Annotated in this window: 20 protein-coding genes and 1 riboswitch; of the genes, 12 read left to right on the top strand and 8 right to left on the bottom strand. The window is 65.6% G+C overall.

The genetic code is table 11. From position 1 onward, the window contains the following. Window positions 1–352 precede the first annotated feature (352 nt). Window positions 353–3,922 carry a hybrid sensor histidine kinase/response regulator gene (locus tag XarbCFBP7408_RS01905; protein ID WP_104560887.1) on the bottom strand — a complete coding sequence of 1,190 codons (3,570 nt, stop codon included), beginning with the start codon at window positions 3,920–3,922 and terminating at the stop codon, window positions 353–355. A 96-nt stretch (window positions 3,923–4,018) separates the two neighbouring features. On the opposite strand from XarbCFBP7408_RS01905, the gene XarbCFBP7408_RS01900 reads away from it, so the two are divergent. The 4 genes from XarbCFBP7408_RS01900 (at window position 4,019) to XarbCFBP7408_RS01885 (ending at window position 6,622) form a co-directional block, all read left to right on the top strand. Beyond that, entirely contained in the window at window positions 4,019–4,681 is a 663-nt protein-coding gene (locus XarbCFBP7408_RS01900) for a YceI family protein (RefSeq protein WP_104560885.1), read from the top strand. Window positions 4,682–4,683: 2 nt separating this feature from the next. Continuing rightward, window positions 4,684–5,247, top strand: a complete 564-nt coding sequence (locus tag XarbCFBP7408_RS01895) for a cytochrome b (RefSeq protein WP_104560883.1) — start codon at window positions 4,684–4,686, stop codon at window positions 5,245–5,247. 10 nt (window positions 5,248–5,257) lie between these two features. After that, window positions 5,258–5,827: a YceI family protein gene (locus XarbCFBP7408_RS01890; RefSeq protein WP_104560881.1), complete on the top strand. Its 570-nt coding sequence runs from the start codon at window positions 5,258–5,260 to the stop codon at window positions 5,825–5,827. A gap of 132 nt (window positions 5,828–5,959) precedes the next feature. Beyond that, window positions 5,960–6,622 carry a cold shock domain-containing protein gene (locus XarbCFBP7408_RS01885; RefSeq protein ID WP_104560879.1) on the top strand — a complete coding sequence of 221 codons (663 nt, stop codon included), beginning with the start codon at window positions 5,960–5,962 and terminating at the stop codon, window positions 6,620–6,622. A gap of 575 nt (window positions 6,623–7,197) precedes the next feature. Here the strand turns inward: XarbCFBP7408_RS01885 and XarbCFBP7408_RS01875 are convergent. Further along, a complete protein-coding gene (locus XarbCFBP7408_RS01875) occupies window positions 7,198–7,431 on the bottom strand; it encodes a glutaredoxin family protein (RefSeq protein ID WP_104560875.1) in 234 nt (77 codons plus the stop codon). Between the two features lie 85 nt (window positions 7,432–7,516). Here XarbCFBP7408_RS01875 and XarbCFBP7408_RS01870 point away from each other — a divergent pair, with 85 nt between their 5' ends. Then, complete coding sequence (locus tag XarbCFBP7408_RS01870) at window positions 7,517–8,899, top strand: L-serine ammonia-lyase (protein ID WP_104560873.1); 1,383 nt, start codon at window positions 7,517–7,519, stop codon at window positions 8,897–8,899. A gap of 171 nt (window positions 8,900–9,070) precedes the next feature. Beyond that, the gene (locus tag XarbCFBP7408_RS01865; protein ID WP_104560871.1) at window positions 9,071–10,066 is read left to right on the top strand and encodes an alpha/beta fold hydrolase; all 996 of its coding nucleotides are present in this window, start codon (window positions 9,071–9,073) and stop codon (window positions 10,064–10,066) included. Window positions 10,067–10,243: 177 nt separating this feature from the next. Here XarbCFBP7408_RS01865 and XarbCFBP7408_RS01860 read toward each other — a convergent pair whose 3' ends face one another. Genes XarbCFBP7408_RS01860 through metX form a run of 3 tightly spaced genes read right to left on the bottom strand, consistent with a single transcriptional unit; the run spans window position 10,244 to window position 13,574 of the window. Then, entirely contained in the window at window positions 10,244–11,332 is a 1,089-nt protein-coding gene (locus XarbCFBP7408_RS01860; protein ID WP_181106996.1) for a homoserine dehydrogenase, read from the bottom strand. Beyond that, complete coding sequence (locus XarbCFBP7408_RS01855; protein ID WP_039519681.1) at window positions 11,329–12,546, bottom strand: O-succinylhomoserine (thiol)-lyase; 1,218 nt, start codon at window positions 12,544–12,546, stop codon at window positions 11,329–11,331. Before XarbCFBP7408_RS01855 ends, XarbCFBP7408_RS01860 begins: the two co-directional genes overlap by 4 nt. Further along, the gene (gene metX, locus XarbCFBP7408_RS01850) at window positions 12,543–13,574 is read right to left on the bottom strand and encodes a homoserine O-succinyltransferase MetX (protein WP_104560867.1); all 1,032 of its coding nucleotides are present in this window, start codon (window positions 13,572–13,574) and stop codon (window positions 12,543–12,545) included. The genes XarbCFBP7408_RS01855 and metX overlap by 4 nt, the downstream gene beginning before the upstream one ends. 71 nt (window positions 13,575–13,645) lie before the next feature. Further along, window positions 13,646–13,765, bottom strand: a riboswitch (SAM riboswitch). 128 nt (window positions 13,766–13,893) lie between these two features. Here metX and XarbCFBP7408_RS01845 point away from each other — a divergent pair. The 4 genes from XarbCFBP7408_RS01845 to XarbCFBP7408_RS01830 all read left to right on the top strand — a co-directional run bounded on the left by XarbCFBP7408_RS01845 (window position 13,894) and on the right by XarbCFBP7408_RS01830 (window position 19,288). Beyond that, on the top strand, window positions 13,894–14,814 hold the full coding sequence (locus XarbCFBP7408_RS01845) for a M23 family metallopeptidase (protein WP_104560865.1): 921 nt from the start codon (window positions 13,894–13,896) through the stop codon (window positions 14,812–14,814). Between the two features lie 135 nt (window positions 14,815–14,949). Next, window positions 14,950–16,554, top strand: a complete 1,605-nt coding sequence (locus tag XarbCFBP7408_RS01840) for a peptide chain release factor 3 (RefSeq protein ID WP_104560863.1) — start codon at window positions 14,950–14,952, stop codon at window positions 16,552–16,554. A 75-nt stretch (window positions 16,555–16,629) separates the two neighbouring features. Then, window positions 16,630–17,274 carry a PAQR family membrane homeostasis protein TrhA gene (gene trhA / locus XarbCFBP7408_RS01835; RefSeq protein ID WP_016902756.1) on the top strand — a complete coding sequence of 215 codons (645 nt, stop codon included), beginning with the start codon at window positions 16,630–16,632 and terminating at the stop codon, window positions 17,272–17,274. A 49-nt stretch (window positions 17,275–17,323) separates the two neighbouring features. Beyond that, the gene (locus tag XarbCFBP7408_RS01830) at window positions 17,324–19,288 is read left to right on the top strand and encodes an AsmA family protein (protein WP_104560861.1); all 1,965 of its coding nucleotides are present in this window, start codon (window positions 17,324–17,326) and stop codon (window positions 19,286–19,288) included. Window positions 19,289–19,819: 531 nt separating this feature from the next. On the opposite strand, the gene XarbCFBP7408_RS01825 is transcribed toward XarbCFBP7408_RS01830, so the two are convergent. Genes XarbCFBP7408_RS01825 through mtgA form a run of 3 tightly spaced genes read right to left on the bottom strand, consistent with a single transcriptional unit; the run spans window position 19,820 to window position 21,997 of the window. Further along, window positions 19,820–20,248 carry a CBS domain-containing protein gene (locus XarbCFBP7408_RS01825; protein ID WP_104560859.1) on the bottom strand — a complete coding sequence of 143 codons (429 nt, stop codon included), beginning with the start codon at window positions 20,246–20,248 and terminating at the stop codon, window positions 19,820–19,822. After that, window positions 20,208–21,254 carry a glycosyltransferase family 2 protein gene (locus XarbCFBP7408_RS01820; RefSeq protein WP_104560857.1) on the bottom strand — a complete coding sequence of 349 codons (1,047 nt, stop codon included), beginning with the start codon at window positions 21,252–21,254 and terminating at the stop codon, window positions 20,208–20,210. The genes XarbCFBP7408_RS01825 and XarbCFBP7408_RS01820 overlap by 41 nt, the downstream gene beginning before the upstream one ends. A 2-nt stretch (window positions 21,255–21,256) precedes the next feature. Continuing rightward, window positions 21,257–21,997 (bottom strand): monofunctional biosynthetic peptidoglycan transglycosylase, encoded by a 741-nt coding sequence (gene mtgA, locus XarbCFBP7408_RS01815; RefSeq protein WP_104560855.1) that lies wholly within the window; start codon window positions 21,995–21,997, stop codon window positions 21,257–21,259. 74 nt (window positions 21,998–22,071) lie between these two features. Here mtgA and XarbCFBP7408_RS01810 point away from each other — a divergent pair, with 74 nt between their 5' ends. Both XarbCFBP7408_RS01810 and XarbCFBP7408_RS01805 read left to right on the top strand, forming a co-directional pair. Beyond that, complete coding sequence (locus tag XarbCFBP7408_RS01810) at window positions 22,072–22,962, top strand: Hsp33 family molecular chaperone HslO (RefSeq protein WP_104560853.1); 891 nt, start codon at window positions 22,072–22,074, stop codon at window positions 22,960–22,962. Between the two features lie 153 nt (window positions 22,963–23,115). After that, on the top strand, window positions 23,116–23,949 hold the full coding sequence (locus XarbCFBP7408_RS01805; protein ID WP_181106994.1) for a hypothetical protein: 834 nt from the start codon (window positions 23,116–23,118) through the stop codon (window positions 23,947–23,949). Window positions 23,950–24,169 lie beyond the last annotated feature (220 nt).

The following is a 24,169-nucleotide window of genomic DNA, read 5'->3' as shown; positions in this document are numbered from 1 at the left end:
CCGTGCAGGCGCCAGCGTGACGCACAGACACAGCGACACTACTGCGATCAACCAATAGGAAAAACACGAAAAAAGGCGCACGGGACAGGTTTCACGACAAGTCGCCGCATAGTGCGGGCCGCACGCGGTGCGAGCAAGCCCGAGCGGGCTTGCCGCGTGGCGCATCCGTTTTCACTCCACGGAAATTCCTCCACCGTCACCGCCCCCGTTGCGCGTATTTGCCGGGTAGCCGCGATCGCGTCGACGTCCCCATCGCCGGCTGCACGGTCGCGCGCACTCCCTGGCGGAACTGCACGCGACCCGCCCCATGACGGCCGGCCTCGGAGCCGCCAACAAGACCAATGCGCTGCCGTCAGGCCGGCGCGTCGTGCGCGTCGTGCGCATCGGCGGCATCGGCCAGCACGCGTGCCAGTGCCTGTGCGAGTAGCTCGCCGGTGACCGGCTTGCGCAGGAAGCCGTTGCAGCCGGCGGCCATCGCCTGCGGTTCTGCATCGGCATCGGCACGTGCGGTGACCGCGACGATCGGAAAGCGCACGCCGCGCGCGCGCAACTGCGCCACCAGCGCCGCACCGTCGATGCCCGGCAGGTCCAGATCGCACAGCCCTGCGTCGAAGCGGCGCGTGCTCACCTCGGCCAACGCCGCCAGACCATGCAGGACATGGGTGACCTGATGGCCACGCGTCTGCAACAGGCCAACGATCACCTGCGCCACGGTTGGGTCGTCTTCGACCAGCAGCAACTGCAATGGCGGCTGCGCCTGCGGCGAGCTTGCGCGCGCAGATGCAGGCACGGCGGGGAGCGCGCTCACCCAGCGCAGCGGCAGCTCGACCGTAAAACACGCCCCCTGCCCCAGTTCGCTGCTGACCGTTACCGCACCGCCCATCGCCGCCGCCAGTTCGCGGCAGATCGCCAGGCCCAGGCCGCTGCCGCCATGCCGGGCCAGCGTCGCGGCGCCTTCGGCCTGCTCGAAGCGCTGGAACAGGCGCCCGCGCTGTTCCGCGCTCATGCCCGGGCCGGTGTCGCACACTTCGATCCGGATGCCTTGCTTGTGGCTTTGCGGCACCACCGCCACACGCAGGCTGACGCTGCCACGTTCGGTGAACTTGACCGCATTGAACAACAGGTTGAGCAGGATCTGTTGCACCCGGCTGGCATCGCCATGCAGTGCCGGCGGCAGCGCGTCGTCCAGCTCGCACGCAAAGGCCAGCTGCTTCTGCTCGGCGCTCGGGCGCACCAGCTCGGCCACCTGCCCGATCAGTTGACGCAGATCGAAGTCGCGGTAGTCCAACGGCAGCTTGCCGGCCTCGATCCGTGCCAGATCCAAGGCATCGTTGACCAGCCGCAGCAGATGCTTGCCAGCCAGCTGGATCGCGCTGGCATAGCCCTGCTGACGGCCATCCAGCGGCGTCTGCAGCAGCAACTCGCTCATGCCCAGCACACCGGTCATCGGCGTCCGTACTTCGTGCCCCAGGGTCGCAAGAAAGCGTGTCTTGGCCAATGATGCCTGTTCGGCCAGCTCGCGTTTGTGCTGTGCCAGCTGCCATTGCGCGCGCATGCGCACACGGCGGCGGTAGGCGGCCGCGAGCAATGCGCCCAGCAGCAGCACAAGCAGGCAAATGAGCGCGATGCCTGCGTCACTGCGCCACCACGGCGGATTGACCGAGAACCGCAGCGAGCGCATCTGTGAGCGATTGCCCAGCGGATCCACCCCCTGCAGCGTGATTTCATAGCTACCGGCGGGCAAGCTGGCGAATTCCCGGATTCCCGCGTTGCCCGAGGTCTGCCATTCGGTGTCGAAGCCTTTCAAGAAACTGCGATAACGATTGGACAGCGGGTCGCTGTACGACAGCAGACGGCTGACGATCTGCAGCTGCCGATCTCCAGGGCCCAGCTGAAACGGGCGATCCATTGGCAACGCGATGCGTGCACCATTGCGTAGCACACTGACATGTTCCAGCTGCAGTGCCGGAACAAACGGTGCGATATCGGGCATTGCGGTATCCAGCAGCACGGTAGAGCCATCGCTGGTCGCCCCGATCAGGGTATCGCCCGCCATCAGCAGGCAATGCTGAATGAACTCCTGGCTGGTCAATCCATCGCGTGTACCGATATTGCGTAGGCGTGGCGGCGTCACCGAAGGGTCGATCCGCCATAGCCCGCGCAAGCTGGAAATCCAGACCCTGCCACGCGGGTCGATCCGCATTGCGGACGCGTCGAACCCGGTCAGGCCGTCGGCCTGGCCCACCTGACGCACGCGCACCCAACGTGTTGCGTTTTTTTTCCATTGTTCTGCACCGACGGCCCGATACACCCACACCATCTCCGGCGATTGGCTGGCAAACGCCTGGATCTGCGTCCCTTCCAACCCTGGGACCGGCACGAACCGGTGTGACGCTTCGTCCCAGGCGAACATGCCGCCTTCGCCTGCAACCCAGACACGCCCGTCCGGGCCCTGTTCCAGCTGCTGTACGGCGATATCGCGCAAGCCGTGCAAGTCCTGCTGCGTGATGCGCTGCAAGATACGACCGCTGCGCAAATCGCGCTGCTGCAGCATGTCGATGAAGGCCATCCACACCGTATCGCCATGCTCGATGATCCAGTCAGGCGCCGATAGCGCCGACGCCGGTTCGGGGCCATCGGACGGCCAGTGGATGAATTCACCAGTACGCAGATCCATGCGGGAAAGACCAAAGCTCAAATTGCCTAGCCAGACACGTTGCAGGCGATCCTCCAGCGCCGACACCAACTCCATGTCCTTGAGTTGCGACGACTGCAACCCTGTCTGAAACGTGTCGCCAGTGCTTGGATCGACGCGCAACAAGCGACCTTCCGCATCGACTTGCCACAAGCCGCCAGAACGTGTGGCAGGGGCCAGGTTGCAATAGATGGCATCACCCGTCGGCACCGCGGGTTTGAGCACGGCAGTGCGCTTCCAGTCTGCCGGCAAATACCCAAGGCCGGTGCCATGCATCGGAACCCATAGCCCGCCATCAGCGGCTCCAAGCAGGCCAATGACATTACGGCGTGACAAAGCCCCCTCTCCGCTGAAGGCAGGGACCGGTGGACGCTCGCCGCGGGTCCGCCACAGACCGCGTCCGCTTCCCAACCAGAATTCGCCGTCCGGGGCAGCCACTGCACCCCAGAATTCGTTGCCGGTGCCGAACATCGTCCCCCAGGGAAGCGGCTGCCATCGATCGTCGGATCCCATGACGTGCAACCCCGATTCGCTGCCCAGCCACAGACGGTCGCCCGCCCATTGCAGACCGAAGATGGCAGACTGCCGGTTCGGCTCGTCCGGGACATATAAGCGATGCAGACGTTTTCCGTCGTAATACGCCAGGCCACTGGTGGTTCCGATCCACAGCCGCGGCCGGTTGTCCGCCGCAAGATTCATGACCATGGCCTGGTCAAGGTCGCCATCGAGCGTACCCAGATCCACCGACGACATCACGCCGGAAGTATCGATGCGAATCAGCGCGCCGGTCGTGGTTCCGGCCCAGATATCGCCGTCGAACGCCGTGATGCTGTAGATCTCGCCGTCCTTCATCAACGGATAGTCGACCGCGCGGTAATGCCGAAAGTGGCCTCGCCCGGCATCCATGACGCTCAGCGTCTTGCCGCAGCCGATCCATATCCTGTCAAGCGCGTCGATGTGCAGCGCCTGGATCGCGTTGCAGGGCAACGATGCCGGGTCGGAAGGATCATGTCGCCAGGTCCTGAATCCTGCGCCGTCGTACCGCACCAAACCATCCAGGGTGCCAAGCCACAGATAGCCGGCGCGATCCTGGTGGATCGCAACCACCATGGTCGATGGGAGTCCGTCGCTGGGACCCACGATCCGGAAACGCGGAATCTCCGGAATCTTCGCCGCACAGGGCAGCGCGCCCAGCAGCAAGACCAGCAAAACAGCAAGCGCGCGCATGTGGGCATCCTTTCCACGTCCAGCCCGCATGCTCGCAACGGATCGTTGCGAGCGCAAGCCAAGCGCGGTGCAGCGGGATATGTCTAGAATCCGCCCATGACAACCCTCGCCCGCCTGTTGCTGCTTCCCGCCCTGGTCGCGACCAGCCTTGCCGCGACCGCCGCGCCGGTGCGTTACGCGCTGGATCCGGTGCACACGCGGGTGCTGTTTGCGGTCGAACATGCCGGCTTTTCCAAGGCGTTGGGCACCGTTTCCGGAACCAGCGGCACGCTGGTGTTCGACCCGGACGACTGGGCCTCGGCACGGCTGGACGTGACCGTGCCGCTGCGCCGCGCCGACCTGGGCGATGCCAAGTGGAACGAGGCCACCCTGGCACGCAACCTACTCGACGCCGAGCGCTTTCCCGACGCGCATTTCGTCTCCACGCAGGTGGAAGCCAGCGGCGAAAACCACGCCAAGGTCACCGGCCATCTGACCCTGCACGGGGTCACCCGCCCGGTCACCCTGGACGTCACCCTCAATGCGCTCAAACGCCATCCATTGCCGCCGTTCCGCCGCACCGCCGGGTTCTCCGCCACCGCCACGCTGAGCCGTGCGGAGTTCGGCATCGACGCGTGGAAATCGATGATCGGCGATACGGTGGAACTGCGCATCGAAGCCGAAGCCGTGCGCGAAGGCCGCGCCGACGACGAGGCGCCGCAACCGCAGCCACAAGACGCACCGGCCGCCCCTGACGCTGCCCCCAGCCCGGAATCCTGAGCATGACCCTGAAGAACGTCGAACGCTGGGGCGGTGTCAGCCAGACCCTGCACTGGCTGATCGCCCTGCTGATCCTGGTGCTGGGCATCGTCGGCCTGACCATGGGCGAACTGCCCAAGACGCCGAAATACTTCTGGGTCTACACCGCGCACAAATCGGTGGGCCTGACCGTGTTGGCACTGGTGATCGTCCGGCTGGGCTGGCGCCTCTATGCGGGTGCGCCGCCGCCGGTGTCCGGCACCCCACGCTGGCAGGAACGCATCGCCGGCCTGACCCACTGGCTGCTGTACGCGATGATCTTTGCGATGCCGCTGTCGGGCTGGTTGTACGACTCCACCAGCGGCCTGCGCCCATTCCGCTGGTTTGGCCTGTTCGCCGTGCCCAAGCTCAGCCCGCCGGACGAACAACTGCGTGCGGTTGCGCACTTCATCCACGAGTGGGGCTTCTGGTTGTTGATTGCGGTGGTGCTGGCGCATGCCGGCGCTGCGCTCTACCACCACCTGTTCCAGCGTGACGCCACCTTGGTGCGGATGTTGCCGCGCGGTTGGCTCTCTCCCAAACCCTAAAGGATTCCCCATGTCGTCCAGGTTGTTCGCCTCTCCCCTGCTGGTCGCCGCCTCGCTGGTGGCCACGTTCGCCACCGCACCGGTCCTCGCTGCCGACTACGTGCAGGCGCCCGGCTCGTCGCTGGTGTTTGCCAGCAAGTACGACGGCGAAGTGTTTACCGGCAAATTCCCCGGTTTCGACACCACGCTGAGTTTCGACCCGGCCAACCTTGCCGGCGCCAAGCTCGATGTCCGCATCACGCTGGCCAGTGCCATCAGCGGCAACAACGACCGCGATTCGACCCTGCAGGGGCCGGACTTCTTCAATGTCGCCAAGTTCGCCACCGCGCGCTACCACGCCGACAAGTTCCGCGCACTCGGCGGCAACCAGTACGCGGCCGACGGCACGCTGGAACTGCGCGGCGTCAGCAAGCCCGTCACGCTGACCTTTACCTGGACACCCGGCGCGCAGCCAGTGCTGGCCGGCAAGGCGGTGGTCAAGCGCCTGGACTTCGGCGTCGGTGGCGGCGACTGGGCCGATACCAAGACCATTCCCAACGAAACCGCGATCAGCACCAAGGTCGTGTTTAAGGCGAAGTAACGCCACCGGCCGCAACCGGAAGCGGCCACTGAACGGCGGACTACCTCGTCGGGTCCGCCGTTTTTTTATGCCTGGCGGCCGGATGACACCGCGCGACAGCTAGACTCGGCATCCATCCCAGGGACGCCGCCGATGCGCACACATGGAACCTTGACCCGCTGGAATACCGATCGCGGCTTCGGCTTCATCACGCCGGCGCGGCCGGGCGACGATTTGTTCGTGCACATTTCAGCGTTTCCCCGCGGCTTCGAAACGCCACGCATCGGCGAAGTGATTTCCTTCGAGATCGAACCGGGCAAGGATGGGCGACGGCAGGCAGTGCGCGTGATGCGCGCCGGCCAGCATGCAGCCGGACGTGGCGCACGCCGGCAGCATGCGGCAGCGCGATCGCCATCGATCCGTCGCTCGCTCGGGCTGGGCAAGGTCATGTTGCTGCTGCTTGTCGCAGGTGCTGGCGGCTATGCGTATCTCGATCGGGACGCGCTGATGCCAGGCTCTGCGCCCACTGAAACTGCGTCAGCAGCTCCGGCACCGGCACCGGCACCGGCACCGGGAAACAGGACGCTGCCAGAACGCGCAGCGCTGCAGAGCGCGCCAGCACTAACGGCAACTGCAGCGGCAGGCGCAACGTCGGCCACACCCGCACCCACGCCGCACTACAGCTGCGGCGGGCGCAAACACTGCTCGCAGATGACCTCCTGCGACGATGCCACCTGGGTACTGCGCCACTGCCCCGACACAACGATGGACGGCGACCACGATGGCGTGCCCTGCGAGCAGCAGTGGTGCCATTGAATCAATACGGCTGACACCTTGAACGGGCGGCCGACAAGATTCGTTTGTTAGGGAACCTCTGAACAACTCTTGGCGTTGCGAGCGAACTTGGGATTTCGCTTGATCACGACAATCTCCGTTGCTGAAAATCAATCACTTACGCGTGATGGCTCCAACCTCAGGCGTCGATCAGAAGTCTATCGAGGAGTTGTTCAGAGCTTCCTTAGCCCCTTCTTGTTAGATGCAGTCAAAATCCGGGATCAAACGCTGGATCGGTCGAGGGCGCGGTGCCCTCACCGCTCCAGAGAGTGAGTCGGTTGTTTTGTTGAAAGCATGCACACCGACCATTTCGACCGGTTCTTGCCCGCCCACCGTCGCGGGACCTTACGCGGCATGGATGCCGCGTAAGAGCTTACAAGGACGTACTTGCAGCGTGTCCCGCGATGGTGGGTGGGCAAGGGCCCTGCAGCCAAGTAGCAGATCGGCCGCCTTGCAGCGAAGGCCCGGATCATCCGCTCCACACCAGACCGGCACGAGGTCGTTTTCCGCCACTCCAGATCCAAAATCTGGCGCGTACCGGGGGCGAACAGGCCGCTTCATCGCGTGCCGGCATTCAACCACTCGCGCAAACGCCGGCTGTCGAATGGCCAGCCCAGCTCGCGCCCACCCGCATCGCGCAATACCGGCACGCGCTCCCCATAAACGGACTCGAGCGCCGCATCGCCGTCGATGAAGACGCTGCTGAACTCGCCTGCGCGTGCCTGCGCCAGCACTTCCACGGCCTGGTCGCACAGGTGGCAATCGTCGCGCTGGTACAGGATCAAGGCCATCGGCAGGTCTCATGCTGCGCTGCAGCCGTGCCGCAAGCGCCGACCGACTAGAATAGCCGCCTTTACGCTCACCTCTCCGGCACGCATGGCTGTCAGCACGTTCGACCTGTTCAAGATCGGCATCGGTCCGAGTTCCTCTCATACCGTAGGACCGATGCGCGCGGCCGAGCGCTTCGTGCATCGTTGGCTGCTGGATGCCGGCCGCCTGCAGGACGTGGTACGCATCCGCGCCGAAGTCTTCGGCTCGCTGGCCCTGACCGGCCGCGGCCATGGTACCGACAAGGCCGTGCTGCTCGGCCTGGAAGGCCACCGCCCCAACCTGATCGACCCGGACATCATCCCGGCCACGCTGGAGCGCATCCGCGCCAGCAAGCGCATCAGCCTGATGGGCCAGCACGTCATCGCCTTCGACGAAAAGCGCGACCTGCCGATGAACAAGCGGCAGAAGCTGCCCTACCACACCAACGGCATGCGCTTCACCGCCTACGATGCCGATGAAGGCGTGATCGCCACGCGCGATTACTACTCGGTCGGCGGCGGCTTCGTGGTCAACCAGGACGATGCCGCCGACGACCGCATCGTGGCCGACGAAACGCCGCTGCCCTACCCCTTCCTCAGCGGCGACGAACTGCTCGCGCAATGCGCGCGCAGCGGCCTGAGCATCGCCGCGCTGATGTTCGAAAACGAAAAGAGCTGGCGCAGCGAGGACCAGATTCGCGCCGGCCTGCGCGAGCTGTGGAGTGCGATGCAGTCCTGCGTGGAACGCGGCATCCGCCAGGAAGGCACGCTGCCGGGTGGCCTGAACGTCTCGCGGCGCGCACCGGCGTTGTATCGCAAGCTGTCGTCCAAACCGGAAGCGGCAATGCGCGATCCGCTGACCACACTGGACTGGGTCAATCTCTATGCACTGGCCGTCAACGAGGAGAACGCAGCCGGTGGCCGCGTGGTCACCGCGCCCACCAACGGCGCAGCCGGCATCATCCCGGCGGTGCTGCATTACTTCGACCGCTTCTGCCCCGGCGCATCCGAGCAGCGCATCTTCGACTTCCTGCTCACCGCTGCGGCCATCGGCATCCTCTACAAGGAAAATGCCTCGATTTCCGGCGCCGAGGTCGGCTGCCAGGGCGAAGTGGGCGTGGCCTGTTCGATGGCCGCCGGCGGCCTGGTCGCCGCGCTCGGCGGCAACCCGGGGCAGATCGAAAACGCTGCGGAAATCGGCATGGAACACAACCTGGGCCTGACCTGCGACCCGATCGGCGGCCTGGTGCAGATCCCCTGCATCGAACGCAATGCAATGGGCGCGGTCAAGGCGATCAACGCCAGCCGCATGGCCATGCGCGGCGACGGCAAGCACAAGGTGTCGCTGGACAAGGTCATCAAGACCATGCGCGACACCGGCCGCGACATGCAGGACAAGTACAAGGAAACCAGCCGCGGCGGCCTGGCGGTAAACGTGATCGAATGCTGAGCATGGTGCGGCCCCGGGCCGCGCCATGTATTGCAGTCACTCTCCAGGCATCGCGAAACAGGGCAATGCGTCCAACGGCAGCGCCCGCCGATGCAGTCGCATGACAGCGCTGTACGTCCCCACCACATGCCGCCGTGTACCGTTCGACGCTGGATTCCGACGGAGATCGCGATGCGACAGCTTGCCTGCACTCTCGCCCTGGCCCTGGCCTGCGGCCCCCTGATGGCACAGGAAGCCAGCTACGGCCCGCGCCTGGAAGGCTTCGACTACCCCCATCCGGTCAAGACCTTTGCGTTCACCTCGCAACGGCAGCCGCTGGAAATGGCGTACCTGGATGTCGCGCCCACCGGCAAACCCAACGGGCACACCGCCGTGCTGCTGCATGGCAAGAACTTCTGCGCCGCCACCTGGGAACAGACCATTGCCGCGTTGAGCAGCGCCGGCTACCGCGTCATCGCGCCCGACCAGGTGGGCTTCTGCAAATCCAGCAAGCCGGCCGCCTATCAGTTTTCCTTCGCGCAACTGGCCGACAACACCCAGGCGCTGCTGAAGACGCTGGGTATCGAACGTGCGGTGGTGGTAGGCCATTCGATGGGCGGCATGCTCGCCATCCGCTACGCGCTGATGTATCCGCAGGCCACCGAGCACCTGGCCTTGGTCGACCCGATCGGCCTGGAAGACTGGAAGGCCGAAGGCATTCCGTGGCGCAGCGTCGACGCCTGGTACGACAACGAACTGAAGATCAGTTTCGAGCGCATCAAGACGTATCAGATGGAGGTCTACTACGCCGGCCAGTGGAAGCCGGAGTTCGAACGCTGGGCGCGCATGCAGGCCGGCATGTCGCTGGGCAACGGCAGGCAGGCGGTTGCCTGGAACCAGGCGCTGACCTACGACATGGTGTTCAACCAGCCGGTGATGTACGAACTGACCAAACTCAGCGTGCCGACCACGCTGTTCATTGGCCTCAAGGACCGCACCGCGATCGGCAAGGACACCGCGCCGCCCGAGGTCAAGGCGCGTGTCGGCGATTACACCAAGCTGGGCAAGCGTGCGGCCGCGGCGATTCCGAACGCGAAGCTCGTCGAGTTCGCCGACCTCGGACATTCGCCGCAGGTGCAGGACCCGACACGTTTCAATGCCGCGTTGCTGAAGGCGATTGCGCCGTAAGCAGCACAGAACGCGTCTTCGAACGCTGCAGCTCGCGCACAGGCGAGTTGCAGCTGAGGCGTTTGCAAGATGCACGACAGCCAGCAGGTCATCAACATGCGTAGCGACGAAATCGGCTAAACGCGCACAGGCAACCGTGCTCAAAGAGCGCCGGCGCCTCTCCATGTCCTAAACCGGCTACCCAGCCACAATCCGCAACACATCATCCAGCAACGCCGCCGCCGTCACCTCGGCACCCGCGCCCGGCCCCTGGATCAGCAATGGCTGCTGGCGATAGCGATCGCTGCTGATGGCGACGCGGTTATCGGTGCCGGCGCCGCCGGCCAGCGGGTGATCCAGCGCCAACTCGCGCAAGCCGACGCTGGCACCATGCGCATCCACACGGCCGACGAAGCGCAGGCAACGCCCCGCGGCACGTGCTTGCTGCCAGCGCGCGCCGACCACCGCATCCAGCGCGCCCAGCTGCGCGTCCAAGGCGTCAAGCGGCAACCGCGCAATGCTTGCGGGCACCAGCGATTCCACATACACCTGTTCGGCTTCCAGCTGCCAGCCCGCCGCGCGCGCCAGGATCAGCAACTTGCGCCGCACGTCCTCGCCCGACAGATCGATGCGCGGATCCGGCTCGGTATAGCCAGCCGCCATCGCCTCACGCAGGCAATCGGAAAATGCGCCGGTGCCGTCGTAGCGATGAAACAGCCAGGCCAGCGATCCTGACAACACGCCTTCGATCGAATGGATATGGTCGCCGCCAGCGACGAGTGCACGCACGCTGCTCAACACCGGCAACCCCGCACCAACCGTCGCGCTGTCGCCGTAGTGCGCACCGCTGGCATGACGCGCCGCATGCAGGGCCTGCGCGCGCGACAACGCGGTGCCCTGGCCCAACTTGTTGGCGGTGACCACATGCACGCCGCGCAGCAGCCATTCCGCATGCCAATCGGCAACGACCTCGCTGGCGGTCGCATCCACCAGCACATCGCCGGCACGCAAGGCGGTGGTTTCCGCCCACGGCTGCAGCACGGCCTGGCCCCGCGGCGCGGCATTGGCCTGGTGCAAGGCCTGTGCGGCGCTGGTGCCGCAATCGTGGGCAATACGCGAGTTGGCCAACCAGTCGAAGCGCGGCAACTGCAGCTGGCGCTCCTGCAGCGCGCTGTAGCGGGCCACGAACGCGCGCCCCACCGTCCCGGTACCGAGCAGGGCCAGCCGCGGTGTCGGCGTCACCGCTGCGGCCGAAGCGCGGCGCGAAACAGGCAGCACGGCGCTCACGCGTCGACCTGTTTGCGGCTTGCGCTGGTCAGCGTCGCTTCGGCACGCGCCAGGCCGGCACGCAGATCGATCAACAGGTCTTCTGCCGACTCGATACCGATCGACAGCCGTAGCAAGCCATCGGAAATCCCGGCGGCAGCGCGGGCTTCGGCGGTCATCGCCGCATGCGTCATCGAGGCCGGATGTGCGATCAGGCTTTCCACACCGCCCAGCGACTCGGCCAGGGTGAAATAACGCAGACCGTCGACGAACGCGCGCACCGCAGCCTCGCCACCGTCGAGCTCGAAACTCATCATCGCGCCAAAGCCCTTCTGCTGGCGCGCGGCCAGTGCATGGCCCGGGTGCGACGCCAGGCCGGGGAAATACACCTGGTTGACCACCGCATGCCCGTCCAGAAGCTCGGCGATCGCGTCGGCGTTTTCCTGATGCACGCGCAGGCGCGCATCCAGCGTGCGCAGACCGCGCAGGGTGAGGAAGGCATCGAACGGCGAACCGGTCAGGCCCAGCGCATTGGCCCACCACACCAACTGCTGATGCAGTTCGGCATCGCGCGCGACCACCGCACCGCCCACCACATCGCTGTGGCCGTTGATGTACTTGGTGGTGGAGTGAAGCACCAGGTCCGCGCCGAACTCCAGCGGCTTCTGCAGCGCCGGCGACAGGAAGGTGTTGTCCACCACGGTCAACGCGCCAGCCTTCTTCGCCGCCTCGATGACGAAGCGCAGGTCGGTGATGCGCAACAACGGATTGGACGGGGTTTCGATCAGCACCAGCTTGGGCGACTGCGCCAAAGCATCGGCCAGCGAACGCGGGTCGGTGAGGTCGGCGGTGATCAGCGCGAAGTGGCCCTTCTTGGCCAGCGCGTTGAACAGGCGCCAGCTGCCGCCGTAGGCATCGTGCGGCACCACCAGGGTGTCGCCCGGCTGCAGCAGCGCATTGAGCACCAGGTTGATCGCGCCCATACCGGTGGAGGTGATCACCCCGCCGGCGCCGCCTTCCAGCTCGGCCAGCGCTTCGCCGAGCAGATCGCGGGTCGGGTTGCCGCTGCGCGTGTAGTCGTACTGGCGCTTGTTGCCGAAACCATCGAAGGAGAAGTTCGACGACAGCACGATCGGCGGCGTCACCGCACCATAGGCAGTGTCGCGATCGATGCCGGCGCGGACGGCGGCGGTGGCGGCGGTACAGGGGGCGTCGGCGGGGTCACGAAAGCTCATGCGGTTTCTCCGGTGATGCGAAGGGCAGTGGCGAGGATCGCGTCGATGCGATCGATTTCTTTCAGGAAGGCGTCGTGGCCATACGGCGAGCGCAGCACGCGCAGACTGCCGCGCGGCCCCAACCCTTCGACCAGGCTGACCAGGTCGGCCAGCGGCACCAGGCGGTCGCCCTCCACCGCAACGACGACGGTGGGCACGCGCACCTGGGCCGGGTCGATGCGGTGCAGGTCGATGGATTCGGACAGCCGCAGGTAGGCGGTCACCGGCGTGCGCGCGACGTACTGCGCGCCAGCGGCATCCAGATAGTCTTCGGCGGCCACACGCACGCGGCCATTGATCACTTCCGGCGGCGCGTCGAAGCGCTCGCTGAATTCTTCCGGGGTGCGGTAGCTGAGCATGGCGAACTGCCGTGCCAGCGCCAGCCCATGGTTTTCGGCACATTGCAGCTGGCCCAGTGCCACCGCGCGGCGCTGCAATGCACGCCAGGCGGCGGCATAGGGATGGGCGCGATGCGCGCCACTGACCGCAACCAGGGTACCGACACGGGCGGCATGGCGGGTCGCGAACTGCAAGCCGACCAACGCACCGTACGAATAGCCGACAAAGCCGTGCAGACGCGCGATACCCAGCGCATCCAGCAATGCGGCGATCGCATCGGCCTGGTCGGCGGTATCGATCGGCGCGTCCAGGGTGCCATCGGCGCCCAGAAAGTCGAACGCCAGCAGCCGGCGCGATGCCGGATCCAGCGCGCGGCCGGCACCCACCAGGCCGTCCACCCAGCCCTTCTCGGGGAACAGGTCGCTGGCGGCCAGATGGCGATGCGCGGAAATTCCGCCGGCCACGAAGACCACCGGCGCATTGGCGGCGCCAATCAGTTCATAGCGCAGCCGCAGCTCGCGCATGCCGGCATGGCGCATCGGCAAGGCAATGACAAGCTCGCCGCGCACGGCAATCAAGCCGTCGTCGGTGGCGGCGGGTGGATCGGCGTATTCGGTCGGTGTCGGCGATGCTGTATTCACGAGGCTCATGACGGTATCCGGGGTGGATCGGCCATCGAGCTTCGCGGGAGCTCGCGTTCGACGTGCGCAAGGCACGATTCGAACCATCTTTCGGCGGACGCAAAGTCCCCGCAGGATTTGGCACCAAACGCGGGCGCTTGCGCGCTCCGCTGGCTGCCCCGGCATCAAAGGGCCTGTCCCTCCGCCGGTCTCGATGGTGAGGCTAAGATGCCACCGCCTTTTTGCGATGTCAATCTCTTCATGCGGATGGAAAGATATATTTTCATCCGATACCACTGCAGCCCGTGATGGACCGCATACTTGAGGCCCCTTCGTTCGAGCCGATCGCGTGCCCCACCACGTGTCTCGCAGCGCCCTGCCCGCCCTCGCCTGGCCTTTCTTGCTCGCGGTTCTGGCGTGCGCCGCACCCGCCGACGCGCAGCAACGCTGGCATTGGCCCGGTGCCGCAAACACGACTGCGAGTTCGCCAACAATCGCAGCGGCACGGCCGGCGCCCGCATCTCCCGGCACCGGCCCCTCACTGCAACTGGAATGGCAGGCACCGGCCTACCTGGCCTGGGTCAACAACCCGCTGGCCGGGCCCACGCAGGTGCAGCTGAGCGCACCGCCCAGCGAGGATTACCGCGCCGTGCCGCTATTGCCGCTGACGGTGCAACTGGCTGCGCACGAGCGCCGCCTGCTGGCCCGGCTGTATCCGGCCAGCAACCAGCGCAGCCTGGACGGGCTGGGACTCAGGCTCGACGTGGTGCCCGGCGATCCGCAGGCCCGCCCGCAGCAGCAAGTGCGCTACCAGCTCCCGTTTCGCGATGCGCCGATCCAGGTGGACCAGGGCTTCGGCGGGGCCTTCAGCCATACCGATGCGCCCAACTGGTACGCGGTGGACTTCGCGCTGCCGCAGGGCACGCCGGTGCTGGCAGCGCGCGAGGGCACGGTCATGGAGGTACGGCGCGATGTCATCGAAGGCGGCCCGCATGACCAGGCCGCCGGCGCCGGCAACCTGGTGCGGGTGCTGCACGCCGACGGCAGCATGGCCATCTATGCCCACCTGGCGCCCGATGGCGTGGCGGTACGCCCGGGCCAGGTGGTGCGCACCGGCGAGCGCCTGGGCGCCTCTGGCAATACCGGCTTCAGCACGGCCCCGCACCTGCATTTTTCGCTCCAGCGCAATGCGGACATGCGCCTGATCTCGTTGCCGTTCCGGATGCTGGGCCCGCAGGGCGAGTTGCAGTTCCCCTCGCCGGCACCGTGAGTGGCCGGCGCCCGGGAGCGCCAACCCGGCGACCGGAGACCCCGGACCAGAGCCACAGAAGCCGGCCGCGGCGAAGCCGCTATAATCTCCGGCTTCCTCAGTTTCCGCAGGCGTCCGACCGGGCGCGCCCAGCCCATGTCCGACGTCTCCAACGAAGCCGCGCGCCGCCGCACCTTCGCCATCATCTCCCACCCCGATGCGGGCAAGACCACGCTGACCGAAAAGCTGCTGCTGTTCGGCGGTGCGATCCAGATGGCCGGCTCGGTGAAGGGCCGCAAGGCCGCCCGTCACGCCACCTCGGACTGGATGGCGCTGGAAAAGGAACGCGGCATCTCGGTCACCTCCTCGGTGATGCAGTTCCCGTACGAGGGCAAGATCGTCAACCTGCTCGACACCCCCGGCCACGCCGACTTCGGCGAGGACACCTATCGGGTGCTGACCGCGGTCGACTCGGCGCTGATGGTCATCGACGTCGCCAAGGGCGTGGAAGAACGCACCATCAAGCTGATGGAAGTCTGCCGCCTGCGCGACACCCCCATCATGACCTTCATCAACAAGCTCGATCGCGAGGGCAAGAACCCGATCGATCTGCTGGATGAAGTCGAAACCGTACTCGGCATCCAGTGCGCGCCGGTGACCTGGCCGATCGGCATGGGCCAGCGCCTGAAGGGCGTGGTGCACCTGATCACCGGCGAAGTGCATCTGTACGAACAGGGGCGCAATTTCACCCGTCAGGATTCGACCATCTTCCCGTCGCTGGATGCACCGGGACTTGCCGAAAAGATCGGCGCGCAGATGCTGGCCGAACTGCGTGAGGAACTGGAACTGGTGCAGGGCGCCAGCAATCCGTTCGACCTGCAGGCCTATCGCGCCGGCCAGCAGACCCCGGTGTTCTTCGGCTCGGGCGTCAACAACTTCGGCGTGCAACCGCTGCTGGATTTCTTCGTCGAGCACGCACCGCCGCCGCAGGCGCGCGACACCACCGGCCGCCGGGTCGAGCCCACCGAAGCCAAGCTGAGCGGCTTCGTCTTCAAGATCCAGGCCAACATGGACCCGCAGCATCGCGACCGCGTGGCCTTCATGCGCGTGTGCTCGGGCAAGTTCACCGCCGGCATGAAGGCATTGCACGTGCGCAGCGGCAAGGACGTCAAGCTGGCCAACGCGCTGACCTTCATGGCCTCCGACCGCGAAATCGCCGCCGAAGCCTGGCCGGGCGACGTGATCGGTATCCACAACCACGGCACCATCTCCATCGGCGACACCTTCACCGAAGGCGAATCGCTGTCGTTCACCGGCATTCCCAACTTCGCACCGGAGCTTTTCCGTCGGGCACGCCTGCGCGACCCGCTCAAGCTCAAGCAGTTGCAAAAGGGCCTGGCGCAGCTGTCCGAAGAAGGCGCCACGCAGTTCTTCCGGCCGTTGATGAGCAACGATCTGATCCTCGGCGCGGTGGGCGTGCTGCAGTTCGACGTGGTGGCCTACCGGCTCAAGGACGAATACGGCGTGGATGCGATCTTCGAGCCGGTCAGCGTCACCACCGCACGCTGGGTGCATTGCGACAACGCCAGGAAGCTGGAGGAGTTCCGCGAGAAAAACGCCGGCAACCTGGGCATCGACGCGGCCGGCCAGCTGGTCTATCTCGCCCCGACGCGCGTGAATCTGCAGCTGGCGCAGGAACGCGCGCCGGACGTGCGCTTCTCGGCCACGCGCGAGCATGCGCATGCCAAGGCGATCGATTGACCGCGGCTTGAATCAACGCCTGCGACCGCACTTGCTGGCGATGCGAATTGCTCGCAATTGCGGTACCTTTTTGGCATGAACGCAGACGCCTCCCCCTCGACCGACCTGCGCGACGAGATAGCCAGCGCCGTGACCCACGGCCTGGGTGCCATTGCCGCATTGGCCGGTGGCTCGGTGCTGATCACACTGGCCGCCATCTATGGCGACGGCTGGCAACTGGCCACCTCCATCGTGTTCAGCGCCACCCTGGTGTTGCTGTACGTCGCCTCCACGCTGTTTCATGCCATCCCGCATCCGGGCGCCAAGGCGCGCCTGCAGGTGCTCGATCACTGCGCGATCTATCTATTGATCGCCGGCACCTACACCCCGTTTACGCTGATCAATCTGCGCGACTCCTGGGGCTGGGGATTGTTCGCCGCGATCTGGACGATCGCCGCGGCCGGCGTGGTCTTCAAACTGTTTTTCACCGGTCGTTTCCGCCTGCTGTCGACGGTGCTGTATCTGGCGATGGGCTGGCTGATCGTGGTGGCGATCCAGCCGTTGCTGCGCTCGGTCGACACCTGGTCTCTATGCTGGCTGCTGGCCGGCGGACTCTTCTATACCTTGGGCACGTATTTCTACCAACGCGACACCCAGCGCTATTTCCATGCGATCTGGCATCTGTTCGTGCTGGCCGGCAGCGCGTGTCACTTCGTGGCAGTGATTGCGCAGGTGATGTGAGGCGCGATCTGCGGCACGTTCGCGCGCCGTGCACGAGGCATCGCCAACCATGGCCCGCGTGAACAACCTGACCGACACCTCAGCTGCACCACCGCCCCCCACCCCACGTCGTCGACGCTGGCTGGTCGGGCTTGCCATCGCCGCCGCCGCCGTGGTGATCTTCGTGCTGCTGTTCCAGTGGAACTGGCTGCGCGGTCCGGTCGAGCGCGTGGTCAGCGCCAAGACCGGTCGCGAATTCCATCTCGGCTATCTGGATGTCAAGCTGGGCCGCACGACCACCGTGCGCGGCAATCGGCTGAGTCTGGCCAATGCAGCGTGGTCCAGGCGCGGGCCGATGGCCCAGCTCAATTCGGCCGAGATCGATGTCGCGTTGTGGCCGCTGTTGCGCGGCAAAGTGCGTCTACCGGAAATTCGCCTGGATCACCCAACCCTCTTGCTGGAAGCCGGCGACGACACCCATCCCGGCAACTGGGTATTCGACCAGGACGGTGGCGATGGCACGATGCCGCGCCTTGGCCGCCTGCTGGTGAACAACGGACGCTTGCAGTACATCGATGCAGCCAATCGCTCGAACGTGGATGTAGCGATCAACAGCCTCGCACCACCGAGCAGCGACCAGCGTGCAGCGCCGATCGGCATCGACGGCAAGGGCCGCTGGAAGGGCTATCCCTTTACGCTCAAGGGCAATACCGCCTCGCCGCTGGAACTGAGCCAGAGCGAGCACCCGTTCCGCATCGATCTGCGCGGCAGCGCCGGCGCCACCCGCACGCACGTGCGCGGTACTCTGACCAACCCGTTCCAGTTCCAGGTCTTCGATCTGCAGATGGCGCTCAGCGGCCAGGACATGCAGGACCTGTATCCGCTGACCGGCGTGGCGATGCCGTCGACCCCGCCATACAAGCTCGACGGTCATCTGCGCCGCAATGGACAGCTCTGGCGCTACGAAACGTTCACCGGTACCGCCGGCGACAGCGATCTGTCGGGCACTGCAGAAGTGGACCTGCGCAACAAGCGCCCGCTCCTGCGTGCCGATCTCGCGTCCAAACGCCTGGACTTCGACGACCTGGCGGGATTCGTCGGCGCACCACCGAAGACCGGCGCGAACGAGTCGGCAAATGCCGAACAGAAAAAACAGGCGGCACAACTCGCAGCCAGTACCCGCGTGCTACCCAGTACTCCTTACGACTTGTCGAAGCTACGCGCGATGGATGCGCAGGTACGCTGGCGCGCACAGCGCATCAATGCGCCATCGTGGCCATTGGACGATATGGATGCCTCGCTGACATTGAAGGACGGCCTGCTGCAGCTGGACCCGCTGAACTTCGGCGTTGCCGGTGGCGATATCCGCTCCACCATCCGCATGGATGCGCGCAACGCGGTGATCGCCACGCAGCTCAAGGCCGGTCTTCGCGGCATTCGGCTGGATCAGCTCTTCCCCGATACCGCGCTCGCCAAGCAGGCCTCGGGCGCCATCGGCGGCGAATTCGAGTTGCGTGGTCGCGGCAACTCGATCGGCGCAATGCTCGGTACCGCCGACGGCACGATCGGCGTCGGCATGGGCCGCGGCCATGTCGGCAATCTGATCATGGAACTGGCCGGGCTGGACATCGCCGAGTCGCTCAAGTATCTGGTCACCAAGGACCGCCAGATTCCGGTGCGCTGCATCTTCGGCGACTTCGGCGTGCAGGACGGCGTGATGCAGTCGCGTGCGCTGGCCTTCGACTCCACCGACACCATCATCATTGGCGAAGGCAGCATCAGCTTGAAGGACGAAACCCTGGATCTGCTGCTGCGCCCACGCCCGAAAGACCGCAGCATCCTGAGCCTGCGCTCGCCATTGCGGATTGGCGGCAGCTTCAAGGACCCGACCTTCCGTCCCGACTTCAAGGCATTGGGTCTGCGCGGTGCGCTCGCAGTCGGCCTGGGCATGATCGCCCCGCCCGCCGCCTTGCTCGCGACCTTCGAACCGGGCCCCGGCAAGGACAGCGATTGCGGCGGCGAGTTCGCCAAATAAGCTCACTGCACGACCTTGCGTCGTCAGCGAACCTGTCGACCGCTGTAGCGATGATGGCAAGGTGTCGATCGCATGCAAGTGCATTGACGGATGCAGTGATCCCGAAAACTGCAGTAATGGCCCGGATCGAAGGGAGCCGATCAGACAGCAGTCCTCAGAAGACCGCACGGCATGCACTGCTTGCACCATGCACACCGACCCTCTCGACGGGTCCTTGCCCGCCCACCGCTGTAGGCTCTTACGCGGCATGGATGCCGCGTAAGAGCCTACAGCGACGTACTTGCGGCGTGTCCGGCGATGGTGGGCGGGGAAGGGCCTTGCAGCAAACTCACAGCGTCGAGAACACCGCACCAGAGAGTTTGCTGACTGTTCTATTGAGAGCTATGCACACCGACCATCTCAACTGACCCTTGCGACCAGGCCGTAGATCAAACGCTCTAAAACCGATCTATCTGCTCGCCACACTCCTCAAGCCATGTCGAGCAGCAGCGTCGTTCAAGACAAGACGCAGCGAACGTAGCCGGCACGGCCCTAGCTGGCGATGTAGCGCTGTAGCTGATCGATATCGCGCTGCTGGTTCTCGATCACCGCCTTGACCAGATCGCCGATGGAAATCACGCCCTGCACGCGGCCGTTGTCGACCACCGGCAGATGCCGGAAGCGTCCATCGGTCATCAACTGCATGCAGCGCTCCACCGTGTCCGACGGCGACACCGTCACCACCTGGGCACTCATGATGTCGGCAACGCTGGTGGTCGATGAGGCGCGATCGCGCAGTACCACCTTGCGCGCGTAATCGCGCTCGGACACGATGCCGACCAGGCGTGGCCCGTCCATCACCAACACCGCGCCGATGCCTTTGTCGGCCATCAGGCGGATCGCCTCGATCACTGCAGCGTCTGCCGCTACCGCGAATACCTCAACCTGTTTGGTCCCCAACAGCTGTCGTACGGTCTGCATGGCCCGCTCCGCGCTTGGTCTGGTGATCGCAGACTACTCCCACCGCGCCGCAGTGGGTATCGACCAGGTACAGCGGACGCTGCTTGGCCTCGTCATACAGGCGGCCCAGGTATTCGCCGATCAGGCCCAGCGCGATCAGCTGGATGCCGCCCAGGAACAGGATCACCGACATCATGGTCGGCCAGCCGGCCACCGGGTCGCCCATCAGCGCCGCCTTGATCACCACCCAGCCACCGAACAGGAATGCCACCAGCGCGGTGAGCAGGCCCAGATAGGTCGCCACGCGCAGCGGCACGGTGGAAAAACTGGTGATGCCATCCAGCGCGAAGTTCCACAGCCGCCACACCGTGAACTTGCTGCGCCCCGACAGCCGTAGCGCACGCCGGTACGGCAATGCCACCTGGCGAAACCCGACCCAACCGAACAGCCCCTTCATGAAACGGTGACGCTCGCGCAGCTGCTGCAAGGCTTCCACCACCCGCGGCGACAACAGCCTGAAATCCCCGGTATCGGCCGGAATCGGCGTGCGCGACAACTGCCGGATGACCCGATAGAACGCATGCGCCGTACTGCGCTTCAGCCAGCTTTCGCCCTCGCGAAAAGTCCGCGTGCCGAAGATGTTGTCGTAACCGGCGCGCCACAGCGCGACGAACTCGGGGATCAACTCCGGCGGGTCCTGTCCATCGGCATCGAGCAGCACCACCGCACCGGGCAGCACATGGTCCAGGCCTGCAGAAATGGCCACCTCCTTGCCGAAGTTACGCGACAGCCGCAGCGCACTCACCCGCGCATCGGCATCGGCAAGTGCCTGCAACACGCTCCAGGTGCCATCGCTGCTGCCATCGTCGACATACAGCACATGCGTCTGCACCCCGCTCAGGCCCGCCAGCACTGCGCACAGGCGCGGATGCAGCTGCGGAATGCTGGTCTCCTCGTTATAGGCTGCAATCACCACCGTCAGGCGGTCTGCCGCCACAGGCAATTGTGCGGGTCCGGACGTGCGCATGCTCACGGCGCCTGCAGATACGCAGGGCCACCCAGCTGGCGCGCCTGCCGCTGGATCCATGCCGTGCGCCGTTGCACATAGGCGCCGGGACGACGCGCGTCATAACGGCGTGGCGAGGGCAGCACCGCCGCCAGGCGCGCCGACTCGGTCGGCGACAACCCGGCCGCGTCCTTGCCCCAGAACTGCCGCGCAGCGGCCTGCGCGCCGTACACCCCGTCGCCGAATTCGGCTACGTTGAGATACATCTCCAGGATGCGCTGTTTGGGCCACAGCAACTCGATCAGCGCCGTGTACCAGGCCTCCAGGCCCTTGCGCAGCCAACTGCGGCCCTGCCACAGGAACACGTTCTTGGCGACCTGCTGACTGATCGTGCTGGCCCCGCGCACGCGTCCACCGCGCGCATTGTGATCGCGCGCCTTTTCGATCGCCTGCAGGTCGAAGCCGTGATGCAGCGGAAACTGCTGATCCTCCGCGGCCACCACCGAAATCGGCAGGCTGGCGGCGATCCTGTCGTAGTCGCGCCATTGCTGGTGCAGCGAAAAATCCCAGTCGCCCTCGCCCCAGGCTTCCAGATAGCGCCCGACCATCATGCTGCTGATCGGCGGATCGATCACCCGCAGCACCAGCACCTGCAGCACGCTCGCGGCGGCAAACAGCAGCGGTGCTGCCAACAGCCAACGCAGCCAGCGCCGCGCGCGCCGCGGTGGCGCCACCTGCTTGCCATCCAATGCATCCGTCCCCATTGTTCGCTACGACCTTTCATCCCGATGCTCGTTGCATTATCCGGCAACCGGCGTCCCTTACGTCCGATGTTCCCATGACCGATCACGATCAGCTTTCCCGTTTCCTGCTGCCTGCTGCCGGCGTGCGCGGCGTCCATGTCCGCCTGACCCAGGCCTGGCATGACATCCAGGGGGCCGCCGACTACCCGCCCGCCGCACGCCAGTTGCTTGGCGAGGCGGCGGTGGCCGCCGCCCTGTTCACCGGCCACACCAAGGTCGACGGGCGTCTGTCGGTGCAGCTGCGCGGCAACCAGACGCTGCGCACCCTGTTTGCCGAATGCACCGCGGCCGGCACCTTGCGCGGTATCGTGCAGCTGGCCGACGGCGCCGATGCCCCCACTGACCTGCGCGAACTGGGCGAGGCGGCGCTGCTGGCGATCACCATCGAGAATCCCGGCCTGGACCCGCGCGAACCGCAGCGCTACCAGAGCCTGGTCGGCATGCAGGCGCCGGATCTGGCCGAAGCCTTCGAAACCTATTTCCAGCAGTCCGAGCAACTGCCGACCCGCCTGCTGCTGGCCGCAGGTCCGGATCAGGCCGCTGGCCTGTTGCTGCAAAAGCTGCCGGGCGACGAGGGCGACACCGATGGCTGGACCCGTATCGGCGCGCTGTTCGACACCCTGGACGCACCGGAATTGCTCTCGGTCGCCAGCGAGGACCTGCTGCACCGGTTGTTCCACGAGGAAGACACCCAATTGCTGGGCAGCAAGCCGCTCGGCTTCGGCTGCTCGTGCTCGCGCGAGCGGGTCGCCTCGATGCTGCAATCCCTGGGCGAAGACGAGGCCCGTGCCGCTGCCGAGGAAACCGGCGAGGTCGAGGTCCGCTGCGAGTTCTGTGGACGTGAGTATCACTTTCCGTTGACCGCCCTGGACGTACTTTTCAGCAAGGCGCGCCCCCTGCAGGAGGCGCCGGAACGGTTGCAGTAGAAAGGTTTGACGGGTGAGATCCGGGGACCGTGAGCACTTGTTAAATAATCATAAACACCCTAGCATTCGGAGTGCCCGCTTCCGGGAACTTAACAACTGCCGCTGGGTCTGAACTCTGGTATGCGATACCTACTGCGCCTTCCGCTTGCTCTGATGGTTGCCCTTGCGGCGGCCACGGGTGCGCATGCGCAGTCGACCCAGCAGATACGTGAAAGCACCATCCTGCCGGTTTGGAACAAGGGCAGCGGCAAGGTCGAAGCGTTCTTGTACCTGGAGCCCACTGGCGAGCAGAAGGCCGGTGCACGCTGGCACTTCGGTCGCAACTCGCTGGACGCAGCCTTCGGCCTGACCTCGGGCGATTCGCTGGGCCTGATCTGCAACAGCAGCCGCGGCACCAATATCAACGGACTCGCCAGCCACTGCCTGCTCGCAGGCATCGGCGATGACGAAGAAGACAGCGCCGCGGCATCGCGCCGGGTTTCGGCGACACTGGGCTTCAACCGCGGCGGCGCACGCGCCGGCGTCACCGCCGGTACCGGCCGCGATACCCTGCCAGCCTGGTTGATCGGCGCCGGCAAGGCACCGCTGACCCGCGTCGAGCAGAACGACCTGACCGTGTTCGGGCAGAAGAACATCGGCCGCGAAGGCTTCGTCTCGATCGGCGGCACCTATGCGCGTGCGCGCCTGGTACCGCTGGCCGACGTTTCGCCCGCGATCGCCGACCAGTGGGACAGCAAGACCTTGAGCGTCGGCGGCGGCTATGGCGCCTTCAGCGCCAACGTCATCGGCCGTGTCGTCGACGTTCCCGGCCAGCCGGAGAAATGGGAAGGCCTGGGCCTGGGCCTGACCTGGCGCACCCCCTGGAGCGGCCAGCTGACGGTCGGCGCAGAGAACGTCATTTCCCGCGGCAAGAACCCGTTTGCGCCGAGCAACGAGAGCAACAGCGACGGCACGATCCCATACGTCCGGTACGAGCAAGACCTCTAATTTATTGATTTTTAGATGATTTCATCTGACGCCACCGGTTTGTAGCCGGTGGCGTTCTGCGTTTCGGCCCCCTGACTGCGGCGGCCTTTCACGTCTTTCTTCTTTTTCGTTAACGGGACTTTAATTTCTCGCATAACGCATATACCATCGGTTCACCCTGACGTCTTGGATCCGCTTCTTTCGGACCCCCGACAGGCAAACAACCCTTGGCAGTACCCAA

This window comes from Xanthomonas arboricola pv. guizotiae (genome assembly GCF_002940205.1).
Classification (GTDB): Bacteria; Pseudomonadota; Gammaproteobacteria; order Xanthomonadales; family Xanthomonadaceae; genus Xanthomonas; species Xanthomonas arboricola_C.
This window is presented reverse-complemented; position numbering and strand designations above follow the sequence as displayed.

Excerpts from the sequence above, each read along its gene's own strand:
- XarbCFBP7408_RS01805 (WP_181106994.1), top strand. The coding sequence starts at position 23,116 with ATGGTTGCCCTTGCGGCGGCCACGGGTGCGCATGCGCAGTCGACCCAG.
- XarbCFBP7408_RS01895 (WP_104560883.1), top strand. The coding sequence starts at position 4,684 with ATGACCCTGAAGAACGTCGAACGCTGGGGCGGTGTCAGCCAGACCCTG.
- trhA (WP_016902756.1), top strand. The coding sequence starts at position 16,630 with ATGAACGCAGACGCCTCCCCCTCGACCGACCTGCGCGACGAGATAGCC.
- XarbCFBP7408_RS01855 (WP_039519681.1), bottom strand. The coding sequence starts at position 12,546 with ATGAGCTTTCGTGACCCCGCCGACGCCCCCTGTACCGCCGCCACCGCC.
- XarbCFBP7408_RS01825 (WP_104560859.1), bottom strand. The coding sequence starts at position 20,248 with ATGCAGACCGTACGACAGCTGTTGGGGACCAAACAGGTTGAGGTATTC.
- XarbCFBP7408_RS01830 (WP_104560861.1), top strand. The coding sequence starts at position 17,324 with ATGGCCCGCGTGAACAACCTGACCGACACCTCAGCTGCACCACCGCCC.
- XarbCFBP7408_RS01810 (WP_104560853.1), top strand. The coding sequence starts at position 22,072 with ATGACCGATCACGATCAGCTTTCCCGTTTCCTGCTGCCTGCTGCCGGC.
- XarbCFBP7408_RS01870 (WP_104560873.1), top strand. The coding sequence starts at position 7,517 with ATGGCTGTCAGCACGTTCGACCTGTTCAAGATCGGCATCGGTCCGAGT.
- XarbCFBP7408_RS01890 (WP_104560881.1), top strand. The coding sequence starts at position 5,258 with ATGTCGTCCAGGTTGTTCGCCTCTCCCCTGCTGGTCGCCGCCTCGCTG.
- XarbCFBP7408_RS01840 (WP_104560863.1), top strand. The coding sequence starts at position 14,950 with ATGTCCGACGTCTCCAACGAAGCCGCGCGCCGCCGCACCTTCGCCATC.
- XarbCFBP7408_RS01875 (WP_104560875.1), bottom strand. The coding sequence starts at position 7,431 with ATGGCCTTGATCCTGTACCAGCGCGACGATTGCCACCTGTGCGACCAG.
- XarbCFBP7408_RS01900 (WP_104560885.1), top strand. The coding sequence starts at position 4,019 with ATGACAACCCTCGCCCGCCTGTTGCTGCTTCCCGCCCTGGTCGCGACC.
- metX (WP_104560867.1), bottom strand. The coding sequence starts at position 13,574 with ATGAGCCTCGTGAATACAGCATCGCCGACACCGACCGAATACGCCGAT.
- XarbCFBP7408_RS01865 (WP_104560871.1), top strand. The coding sequence starts at position 9,071 with ATGCGACAGCTTGCCTGCACTCTCGCCCTGGCCCTGGCCTGCGGCCCC.
- XarbCFBP7408_RS01820 (WP_104560857.1), bottom strand. The coding sequence starts at position 21,254 with ATGCGCACGTCCGGACCCGCACAATTGCCTGTGGCGGCAGACCGCCTG.
- XarbCFBP7408_RS01885 (WP_104560879.1), top strand. The coding sequence starts at position 5,960 with ATGCGCACACATGGAACCTTGACCCGCTGGAATACCGATCGCGGCTTC.
- XarbCFBP7408_RS01905 (WP_104560887.1), bottom strand. The coding sequence starts at position 3,922 with ATGCGCGCGCTTGCTGTTTTGCTGGTCTTGCTGCTGGGCGCGCTGCCC.
- mtgA (WP_104560855.1), bottom strand. The coding sequence starts at position 21,997 with ATGGGGACGGATGCATTGGATGGCAAGCAGGTGGCGCCACCGCGGCGC.